This window comes from Caproiciproducens sp. MSJ-32, assembly GCF_018918055.1.
Lineage (GTDB): Bacteria > Bacillota > Clostridia > Clostridiales > Clostridiaceae > Clostridium.
Window position 1 is genome coordinate 1 of the sequence record NZ_JAHLPS010000103.1, and the last position, 11246, is coordinate 11246.

At 28.6% G+C, this 11246-nt stretch carries 10 protein-coding genes and 2 pseudogenes; all 12 read right to left on the reverse strand.

Going from position 1 to position 11246, the window contains the following annotated elements:
* Positions 1–454, reverse strand: a pseudogene (locus KQI16_RS11095) (hypothetical protein); the annotation flags it as partial.
* A 121-nt stretch (positions 455–575) separates the two neighbouring features.
* Positions 576–1793 (reverse strand): annotated as a pseudogene (locus KQI16_RS11100) (MFS transporter).
* A gap of 32 nt (positions 1794–1825) precedes the next feature.
* Positions 1826–2443, reverse strand: a complete 618-nt coding sequence (locus KQI16_RS11105) for a DUF4004 family protein (protein ID WP_216434462.1) — start codon at positions 2441–2443, stop codon at positions 1826–1828.
* Complete coding sequence (locus KQI16_RS11110) at positions 2428–3183, reverse strand: hypothetical protein (RefSeq protein ID WP_216434464.1); 756 nt, start codon at positions 3181–3183, stop codon at positions 2428–2430. Before KQI16_RS11110 ends, KQI16_RS11105 begins: the two co-directional genes overlap by 16 nt.
* Before the next feature lie 13 nt (positions 3184–3196).
* Positions 3197–3571 carry a hypothetical protein gene (locus tag KQI16_RS11115; protein WP_216434466.1) on the reverse strand — a complete coding sequence of 125 codons (375 nt, stop codon included), beginning with the start codon at positions 3569–3571 and terminating at the stop codon, positions 3197–3199.
* Positions 3572–4080: 509 nt separating this feature from the next.
* Positions 4081–5289, reverse strand: a complete 1209-nt coding sequence (locus tag KQI16_RS11120; RefSeq protein ID WP_216434468.1) for an NAD(P)-dependent oxidoreductase — start codon at positions 5287–5289, stop codon at positions 4081–4083.
* A gap of 74 nt (positions 5290–5363) precedes the next feature.
* The gene (gene hydF / locus KQI16_RS11125) at positions 5364–6554 is read right to left on the reverse strand and encodes a [FeFe] hydrogenase H-cluster maturation GTPase HydF (RefSeq protein WP_216434469.1); all 1191 of its coding nucleotides are present in this window, start codon (positions 6552–6554) and stop codon (positions 5364–5366) included.
* Positions 6555–6569: 15 nt separating this feature from the next.
* The gene (hydG, locus tag KQI16_RS11130; RefSeq protein ID WP_216434472.1) at positions 6570–7949 is read right to left on the reverse strand and encodes a [FeFe] hydrogenase H-cluster radical SAM maturase HydG; all 1380 of its coding nucleotides are present in this window, start codon (positions 7947–7949) and stop codon (positions 6570–6572) included.
* A gap of 51 nt (positions 7950–8000) precedes the next feature.
* A complete protein-coding gene (gene hydE, locus KQI16_RS11135; protein ID WP_216434474.1) occupies positions 8001–9116 on the reverse strand; it encodes a [FeFe] hydrogenase H-cluster radical SAM maturase HydE in 1116 nt (371 codons plus the stop codon).
* Between the two features lie 42 nt (positions 9117–9158).
* Positions 9159–9404 carry a TM1266 family iron-only hydrogenase system putative regulator gene (locus KQI16_RS11140; protein ID WP_216434476.1) on the reverse strand — a complete coding sequence of 82 codons (246 nt, stop codon included), beginning with the start codon at positions 9402–9404 and terminating at the stop codon, positions 9159–9161.
* Positions 9405–9775: 371 nt separating this feature from the next.
* Positions 9776–10165: a hypothetical protein gene (locus KQI16_RS11145; protein ID WP_216434478.1), complete on the reverse strand. Its 390-nt coding sequence runs from the start codon at positions 10163–10165 to the stop codon at positions 9776–9778.
* A gap of 99 nt (positions 10166–10264) precedes the next feature.
* Entirely contained in the window at positions 10265–11029 is a 765-nt protein-coding gene (locus KQI16_RS11150; protein ID WP_216434479.1) for a YdcF family protein, read from the reverse strand.
* Positions 11030–11246 lie beyond the last annotated feature (217 nt).

The following is an 11246-nucleotide window of genomic DNA, read 5'->3' on the forward strand; positions in this document are numbered from 1 at the left end:
GAAAAGTATATGACAGGATAATTATTATAGGGAACATAGAATATGAAGATGAATATACTTTTCCAATATATATTTTTTCATCTAAATGAGTTGCCCTTACTATCTCCAATACTTCATTTATTTTTTCACTTTCTATAAGTATCATTTTGCCAGATTTCCCTATAGAAGTTTTATCAATTGTAGGCCATTGTACTTTTTCTTCTAAAATTCTTTCTATAATATTATCTTCAAAATAGGATTTATTTAATATATATTCAATTAAAGGCAAAATTTTTATATCATCTTTTTCTAAATAAATCTTAAATAACTTATCGTTTATTTTAATTTTCCTACAAACACATACTGCTGATAAAGGAAGATTATCAAAAATTTCTAAATTATTCATTTCTGTTAATCTTATTTTTATATTTGTGCCTTCTGTTAGTTCCCTTAATACTACTTCTATATCCTTCATATTTTCCTCCCAATTTTAACCCTTTTCATAATAATTATATAATAAACTTTTAGATTTTTCATTTATCCTTCAAAAATAAAAGAGCTTATAAAATTAAGCTCTTTTAATATAATAATATTTTTTAATTCTTTATTTGACTTCCTGCTTCAATTAATTCCTTACTTCTTGACATAAATAAACTTAAAAACATCATAAGAATTCCACTTATAATAAGAAGTAAATCTATACTAATAACATCTGCCATTGGCCCAAATACAGACATTCCTAATGGTAGAATAATACTTGATATCATTCTTAAAACTCCAAATATTCTTCCTAAAAACTCCTCTTCAACCTTTTGCTGAAGTAAAACAGTAGCAGGAGTATCAAATACAAGTATTGAAAAGCCTATGATAGCAATAAAAAACAGGTATATGCAAAATATTGTTGTAACTCCAAGAGCAAAAATAGATATTGCAACTATAGAAAAGCCCAATACCATTGTATGAGTCTTATTTTTAAAACCTTCCCAAAAGGCCATAAATATTCCTCCAAGCATCATTCCAACAGAAAAAATAACTTCAAGGATAGTAAGTCGCCAGATTTCTTCCCCAAAATTTCTTGTTACCTGCAAAGTCGTTAAAAAAAACACCGGAGTTGACAGAAAATAAAATACTATAGCATATAAGAAAAATTTCTTTATAAAAGAATGATTTTTTATATATTCTATTCCTTCCTTCAAATCATTAAAATAACTTGTATTATTTTTTTCTAAAGCTCTTGAATGAATTGGTATCTTCACAAAAATAACTAAAATTGATATTCCTATTAGTGCCGTTATTACATCAATAAAAAAAATTATTTCTATATTTGACATTGATAAAAGTCAACCTCTAATTATAGGTGAAACTATAGTAACAAAGGAATTTATTGTTCTATCAATTGAATTTACCTTTGTGAGCTTATCCTCTGGAACTATCTGAGGAAAAAGAGCTCCAATAGCTGGAGTTTGAATTCCTGATCCTAACGCCCTTACTACAGATGCTATAAAAAGCAGCCATACAGAAGTATTTCCTAATAAGAATAATATTGCAAGGATTAATGTTGATAGTGCTATCATCGAATCTGCTAATATAATTAATAATTTTCTATTATACCTATCTGCCCATACTCCTCCAAAAGGAGAAATAAAAAATGTAGGCAAGAAACCACAAATAATTGATATTGTCATCATTATGCCCGATTGTGTTTCTAATGTAATATACCAAGTTATGGCATATTGAACTAATGCTGATCCAAATAAGAATATTGTCTGACTTCCCAAAAAAAGTGCAATATTCTTTTTCCAACTATTATTCATATGATAAATACCCCCTGTAATAGATATAAGGTCTAGAGCCCTAATTTTTTAATTTCTTCTATTATTGAGTTAAGGTTAATCTTCGCCAATTCTACAGCATTATCTTCATTAAATAAACTAATATTATCTAAAATAATGTAATAATAACAAACTCCAAGCTTTCTTTTAATTACAAGATAATAGTCTCTATTATCAATTTTTTCATAATCTTTGTTAGCTAAAATTGTTATTTCCCTTATTTCTGCTAAGCTTAAACTTCCCAACTCAATTAAATTTTTAAATATTAATAATGCAAATATATTATTTTCCCCATATATATTCTCAACTTCTATAATATTCTCAAAGTTTATAACTATTTCTTCTGATACGAAATTTTTAATATATTCCCTTGTAAGTTTTATATCCTTTTTATTATTAGAAAATCTATAAGCCAAATCATCCAAAGACAATTCATCCTTAAGCTCAATAATTGTTTGTATTCTTTCAATTATCTTATCTTTAGGGAAATAAGTCTCCTGACCTGTAGAAACACTTTTTCTTATAAACCATTCCTCAGGAATTAATTTTTTTCTTTTCCACCTATATAATTGTCCGTAGGATATATCCATTAATTCTAATAATTCTTTTTTTGATATTAACTGTTCTGACATAGTTCTTCGCCTACTTTACTATTTTTATCAATTGATATTGTTTTAGTATATTCTACTCTTTTTATATTGCAGTTTCCCAAAATAGTAATTTCTTCTCCCCTAACTATATCACAATCAGTATTTTCAAGTGTTATCTTATCCCCCTCAATAAGATTTGCTTTAACTCTACCGCTGGAGCTTTCCCAATACTTATTTTTTCTAATACATATTTCGCTGCCGCCAATTTCATTTATTATACTATTTCCTTTTGGCACAATTTCTATTTTGTCAGCTGATAATAGGCCTGAAATATCTAATCTGCCTCCACTAAAAAACACATTTCCTTCGCAATCTCCCATACTCCTTAATTCTCCTGTAACTTTAAGTTTATCAAAGAAAATATTATTTTTATTTATAACTTGACCTACAATATCACCCTCTTTTAGTTTCAATGAATTTGTTATATAAAACTCACCAACAACCTTTAAATTGGATTTAACTTCTACTTCCTTTTCCGCTCTAACTTGTCCTAAAATTTTTATCTTCTCTATTTCTGCACTTTCTTCTAAGGTACATTCTCCCATTACCTTAAAATCTCCACATTTTAATCTACCTTTTATCCTTAAATCTCCAATAACACTTAACTTATTACATTCAATATCTCCAGTTGCATCTACATCTCCTAAAATTTGAACCTTATTAAATTCTCCACTTTTTAGTATTCCATTCCCAAATATCTTAACACTGCTTAAATCACTCATTCTTATCAACCCCCTATTTTTTACAATTTTCTTTTACAATTGATTTCTCATTAACTTCTAATTCGTTATTATATTCTATTTTTTCGATATTACAGCCTTCACCAATAATAATATTATTTCCTCTTACAACTTTACATTTTGTATATTCAAGATATATTTCATCTGCCTCAATTTCTTCTGCTATCAAAATATATCTGCTATTAAAGAAGAGATTACTGAAAATACCCTTATCTTCTTTTCTAACTGATAGCTTTTCTCCTCCTATTTCTGTTATATTGCTTCTTCTTTGTAGAATTATTTCTATATTATCAACACTTAGTAATCCCTTAATATTTATCTTTCCTTCAGCATAAAAATCTTCAGCTTCACAATTATTTTCTACAAACATTTCTCCTACTAAACTAACATCTTTAAAAGAAATATTCTTAGATTTTATTCGTCCGTTTACTTTAAGCTTCTCTCCACTGACATAATCAGTAGCTTTAAAATAACCACTTATATCTAGAAAATTAGCTTCTATTTTTCCCTCACTAGTAACATGACCATTTATTTCTATTTCATCAGCTTTTACATTACCAAAGGCTTTTACTTTTCTCCATCAACTTCAATACTGTCTGCTCTTATATCACCTTTCATATTTGCTATACCTGAAATTTCAATATTAGCATACTCACCTGCAACAATATCCCCTATTCCATTAATATTAATTTTATTCTTAATAATAATACCCCTAATGTAACATTGTTACGTTAATCTGTATAAATATAAGTTTTTTCACTAATATAGTATTATATTGCTGTAACATTGTTACATTGTAAAGACTTTTTTCTAAAAATATAAAATTCACAGTCAAAAAAATAATTTCTTAACTGTGAATTTTGCTCATTATTAGCTTAATCATTCAAGTGATTGAAGGTATTTATCCATTGCCTCTGCAACAAGCTTTGATTTAGCAACAGCCTTAACTACTGTTGCAGCTCCAATTACAACATCTCCAGCAGAGAAAACTCCTTCTCTAGTTGTTCTTCCTTCATCATCAGCTAAAATATGACCTCTCTCATCAGTTTCTAAGCCGTTAGTATTAGCAACAATATTATTTTTTGGAGCCTGACTTATAGCAATAATTATTGTATCACATTCTAAAAATCCTTCTTTAACTTCTTCGTTATTTTCACTATTTGTTTCCCTATATTTAACTCCCTTTAAGGTAAGTTCCACTGGAGCCTTATAGGTTTCAATTTTAACTCCATCTGCTAAAGCCCCTTCTAATTCTGATTTGGTTGCAGTTATTTCATCCATACCTTTTAAATGGAGAATTCTAACATCTTTAGCCCCATTTCTTATTGCTGTTCTTGCAGCATCCATTCCAACATCTCCTGCACCAATGACAATAACTCTTTCCCCAATTCTATAAGTTTCTGGCGTCTTTAAATAATCTATAGCATAATGAACATTACCTAAAGATTCACCTTTAATGTTTAAAACCCTTGGATTCCAAACTCCCGTTCCTATAAATACAGCCTTATATCCATCCTCAAACAATCTATCAAGAGTTACTACAGGACCTATTAAAGTATTAGGCCTAATACTTACTCCTAGTTCAACAAGCCTCTCTTCATAGGTATCAAGTATATCCTTTGCTAATCTAAATTTAGGAATACCATATCTTAAAACTCCTCCCAGCTTAGGATTTGCATCAAATATGGTAACTTTATATCCCTTTTGAGCTAATATGAAAGCTACAGTAATGCCTGCTGGTCCTCCTCCAACGACTGCCACCATTTTATCAAGATCTGCTTCTTTTTCAAACTTTGTATTTTCAATATAAACTTTTGATACATAAGCTTCTATTTCACAGAATCTTACTGGCTCAGATTTAATTCCTCTTATACAATTTCCTTTACATTGATCATCATGAGGACATACAATTCCACAAACTTGAGTCAAGGGATTATTCTTAAATAGCATTTCTCCTGCTTCAGCCATTTTTCCTTCTTTAAATAGAGCTATTACCTCAGGTATGGGTGTATCAATTGGACAATGCTCTCTGCATCTTGGTTTTTTGCACATTAAACATCTATCTGCTTCTAATAATAGTTCTTTCATAATAATAATCCTCCTTATTATTCTATAACTATATTATACATTTTTAATGTGCAAAATAAATACCCTTTTGACAATTATTTTCTAAAAATGGATAAGCTTCTTTCTAAAATTCCATTTAAATGAGCCAATAGTATTCCGTAATTAGTCATAGGAATGCTTTTCTCTTTAGCAATCTTAACTCTATTTACAACAGTTTTTCTGTTAATCATACAAGCACCACAATGAATTATTAAATCATATTTCTCTATATCTTCAGGGAAATCATGAAAAATAGCATACTCATAATCTAATTCATAGCCTACATAATTATTTAGTAATTTAGGTATTTTTACTCTTCCTATATCTTGATGAGATACATTATGAGTGCAGCTTTCTGCAACTAAAATTTTAGAATCCTTAGTTAAATTCTTAATTGATAAAGCACCTTTAACAAATTCCTCAAAATCTCCCTTTTGCCTTGCAAACAACATTGAAAAACTTGTTAATTTAATTTCTTTTGGAACTATTTTATCTACTTCTTTAAATGCTTGAGAATCTGTAACCACAAGGTCTACACCTTTTAAATCTTCTAAAGCACTAGAAAGCTCCGTATCCCTAACAACATAACTCTTTATTCCATGATCTAAGCAATCCCTTATACATTGGACTTGAGGAAGTATTATTCTTCCTTTAGGTGCTTCTGAATCTATAGGGACAACCATAACTACTTTACTATTGTATGGTAATAGATCTCCCAAAAGAGGAAGTTCTTCTTCCCCCTCTTTTAGAATGTCTATAACCCTATTTCTAAGATTTTCTACTCCTTCACCTGTATAAGAAGATATAAATAAGGCATCTTCAAATAATTTCTTAGCCTCTTCTATTTCATCATCCTTAGCTTCATCAATTTTATTTATAACAACTATAAAGGGAATATTGTATTTTTTAAAATTTCTTTTTGCTTCTTTAAAAGCATTTATATCTATATCTTTTATATCAAACATATAAATTGCTAAGTCTGTTCTTTTCATTATATCTAAGGTCTTTTTAACTCTAGCTTCTCCAAGTTCACTTTTATCCCCAAAGCCCGCAGTATCTATCATTAATACAGGTCCTACTGGAATAAGTTCCATAGCTTTTTGCACTGGATCTGTAGTGGTTCCTTCTTTTTCTGAAACCAAAGATATCTCTTGTCCTAAAAACTTATTTATTAATGAAGACTTTCCTGCATTTGTTTTTCCGTAAACAGCAATATGCTTTCTATTTGCGTTTGGTGTAGTATTCATTCTCTCTCTCCCTTTTTATAAATATAAATCTCTTTCACCAGCTCTTAATTTTTCTAGATTCTTTTTAAGAGCATTTTTAATGTCTTCTCTTTTTATTTTTTCCATTTCTGTATTTATAACTTTTTCTGCCTTTTCTAATATTTCCTTATCACCATAATCTATAGCAAATTCTAATAAGGTAGTCATGGCATTAGGTTCACACATATTTTGAATTTCACCTGATTTTGCAAGCTTCATGAATTTTTCACCAGTTCTTCCTCTTCTGTAACAAGCTGTACAGTAACTTGGTATATAGCCATCATCTAATACTGACTTAATAACTTCTTTTGGAGTTCTTTCATCTGATAATTCAAACTGAGCTATATCCGCTCCATGTTCTTCCCTTTCTTTATAACCTCCAACACCAGTACTTGAACCTGCACTTATTTGGGATACCCCATATTTTAATAATTCCCTTCTCATTTCTGCAGTTTCCCTTGTAGACATTATTATTCCTGTAAATGGAACAGCAATTCTTATTATCGCAACTAATTTCTTAAACATTTCATCATCTACCAAATGTGGGAATTGCTTTAAGGTCATTCCTTCGGCTTTTTTAAGTCTTGGCATTGAAATAGTATGGAAACCAACTCCAAAAGTATCTTCTAAATGTTTATTATGCATCATAAGTCCTAAAACTTCGAATTTAGGATCAGCTAGTCCAAATAAAACTCCTCCACCAACATCATCTATTCCGGCTCTCATTGCTCTATCAAAAGCTGTTAAATGATAATTATAATCTCCTTTTATTGAATGTGGATGCATTTTATCATAAGTTGGCTTATGATAAGTTTCTTGGAATAGTATATAAGTTCCTATTTTAGCTTCCTTTAACATTCTATATTCTTCTTCTGTAGTAGCTGCAATATTAACATTTACTCTTCTTATTTCCCCATTATCACTTTGAGTTTTATAAATAGTATCTAGACATTCTAGAACATACTCAATTGGTGCATTCTCTGGATCCTCTCCAAGTTCAAGGGCAAGTCTCTTATGTCCCATCCTTTCAAGAATTCTTACTTCTTCAGCTACTTCTTCCATTGTTAATTTTCTTCTTGGGAACTTATTATTTCTTTTATAACCACAGTAAGCACAATTATTTACACAGTAGTCACTTACATATAAAGGAGCAAAAATTACAATTCTTTTGCCATATATTGATTCTTTTATTTCTCCTGCTAATTTAAAAATTTCATCTAAATCTTCCTTTTCTTCTGCTTGTAGTAAAATAGCTATATCTTCATAAGATAAACCTTCTCTTTTCTTAGCTCTTTCTAATACATTAAGAATATCCTTTCTGCTTGCATTCTTAGCTTCTTCTAAAATTCTTTCAATATATTCATGATCAATAAACATAAAAACACCTCTATCAATAATTTTTTATATAAAATAATTTTAAATTGTTATTTAACTTAGAAAAATATTTTCTGTCTTTATTTTCTTGTCAACTTCTTCTATAAATAATCCCTTATGCTTACGGCTCCAAGCAACATTGTCTCCTCTTGTCACTTCTACCTTAAACCCAGCCCCATTTATTCTTCTTTCTATGCAGTTTCTACATTCTGCTGCTTCATCACCAGTACATATCTTTCCATCATATAAGGAATATTTATCTCTAACTGATGTTGGAGAAAGATTAGGCATTACTACATTTCCTCCAGCTTTTATGCCTTTTTCCCTTCCAGTTGGATCTATACTTCCAAGAGCAGTAGTTGCTGGCAGAAGTACATCTGGTAAAAGTAATCTAACTAAAGCTAACATTGTTGTCGTCATTTCTAAAGAACCACCTTTTTCATCCTTTAAAGGCGTATCTTTATGAGGTATAAAAGGCCCTAAACCAACCATCGCTGGTTCTAATTCTTTTACAAAAATTAGATCATTTACCAAATCTTTATTAGTTTGACCTGGAAGTCCAACCATAAAGCCTGCTCCTACTTGATATCCAATCTCTTTAAGATTTCTTAAGCACTGTCTTCTATTTTCAAAGCTTGCTCCTGGATGAAGCTTTTCATATAACTCCTTTGTTGCTGTTTCATGTCTTAATAAATATCTATCAGCACCTGCTTCAAACATTTTTTTATAGGATTCATAGCTTCTTTCTCCTAAAGATAAAGTTATAGCATTATTAGGATATTTTCTCTTTATCATCTTTATTATTTCTATCATTCTTTCATCTGTATAATAATCATCTTCTCCACCTTGAAGAACATAGGTCTTATATCCTAATCTGTCTCCAATATCAACACATTCTTCGATTTCTTCTAAAGTCAATCTATATCTATCAGCATTCTTATTAGCCCTTCTTATACCACAGTAAACACAATTTCTTTTACAATAGTTTGTAAATTCTATAAGCCCTCTTAGATAAACTTTATCACCATAAGTTCTCAACCTTGTTTCATGAGCTTTTTGAATTAAGTACTTTTTATCCTCCACCGTTAAATTGTCTAGCAAGAAATTCAGCTCTTCCCTAGTTGCATTATTTTCTAAGTAAAGCTTATCAATAATCTCCTTAACTATCATTTTTATCCCCCTAAATCTTAAAATTGTTTTTTAGTTTAATATTTACACCTCCTTTTTTGCTATAGCAGTTTTTACTGTTACCCCCTCTATATTTCCAAGTTTACCTGTTAAGCTGTTTATATCATTTAATTCTCCTGTAACTACTATAGAAACAACTGATACTTCTTGTTCCAATGGAATTCCCATTCGGCCTTTTATTTTTCCTCTAAAGGCACCTATAACTTCATTAAATTTTGCATTACATTTTGTTGGTTCTTCCAAAATGGCACTTATGACTGCAATTTTCATCTTAACTACTCCTTTTAATTTAAGTAAATAAAAAAAGCCTATTTCCTTTTAAAACTGATTTAAAAGAAAATAGACTTTTATATTAATATAAAAAATTACAATTTATTCCAAAATATTGCATAGCTATTAAACTAATCTTAATAAATTAGTTTATTTAATATAATCTTTATTATTAATATATTTAATCTCTTCTCTTTCAAATCAGAATACTCTTTTTTGTTAGATCAGCAATTTATTAAATTTTTAACTAAATGGCATAAACAAATAAATAAGAATTCTCTACATTTAAATGAATATACCATTCTTTTCTATTATATCATAAATCTACACTTTTATGCTATCAATAGATAAAATAAAAAAATAAAGCCATATTAATTGGCCTTATTTTTTAAGAAATATAATATTTTTTCCTTTTCCTTAGGTGCAAATTCATAATCATCTATTTCTCTTTCACTTATCCATCTGCTTTCTACTATATCTTTTCCAAATGATGGACGTTCTTGAATTTCCCCTGAATAAAGTAAACAAGTTTCTTCTTCAGAAATTTTTACTTCTCCAACAGTTTCTAAATTGAAAATTATTGTTTTTAAATCTTCTTTTACTGCTCTGTTAATGCATTTTTCCCCATCTTCTTTTCCTCTTAGGGTTCTGCCTACAAGATACCAAAGTTTAGGTTCATTCCTTTTAGTTTTTTTCCTGATAATAAATATGTTGTTAAAGTAATCCTTAATTATTATTGAACTTTCAGTAATTTTAGCCATTTGTTCCTCCATCTATTATTGTAAATATTAAAACAATGTAATCCAATAAAGTTATATATTCAATAAAATTATTCGATTTCCTTTGGATATTTTTTGCATTTAAGATAATTTTATATCAATTATAAATGATTTTATAACTGCTAAGGCTTCCCTAAAATATTGTATAGGTACTAATAAACTTTCTGTTTTACTAGTGTAAAAACTTATGTTTTTATATTCTAAATGCTTTGCAAGCATATTACTTCTAAAAGCGTGAAAATCTGTTGTTATAATCGTTACTTTGTTATTTTTTATATATTTTCCTTCTATTTTTTCAATTATGTCTTTAGAAAAAGTTAAGTTTTCCTTAGTGTTAGTAGATTTATCTTCCATTATTATTAATTCTTCTTCTACACCTTTTTCAATTAAATATTTTTTCATAGCCTCAGCTTCAGAAATATCTTCTCCCTTTCCCTGTCCCCCTGAAACTATTATTTTACACTCTTTTTCTTGCTTTTCAAGATATTCTATAGTTTTATCTAGTCTATTCCTTAAAGTCAATGTTATCCCTTCGCCCTTAAGACCTGCCCCTAATACTATTACATAATCAGAATAAGAAGCATCATTTTTAGGAAAAATTATAATAATAGCTTCAATAATAATAAATGCTGCTAAAGCTAAAAGATTTAAATATTTTATTATGCTATTAATTTTTTTAGCAATTTTATTTTTCTTTAATCTTATTTTTATAAAATGAAAAATAATAAATAAAATTCCTATACCATAAAAAACTTCACTAAAACTTATCTTTCCATAAATTATATTTATAGCAATTGTATAAATAAGTATTAAAATACCTATAAATAAATCTATAAACTTAATCAATACCCTTCCCCCTCAAAAACTCCTTTTTACTCAAAAAAATTATCATCATAAATACATTACTAACATTTCTGTATATATTCTATAGATGTTTTAATAATGGGGCTGTCGCACTAAATAATTAGTGTGAAGCTCCTTTTTGATGAAAAAAATAAATCCCAGACTTTAAAAGTCTAGGATTTATGGTAAAATATTTTTCATGACTATAAAAAAAATCTTA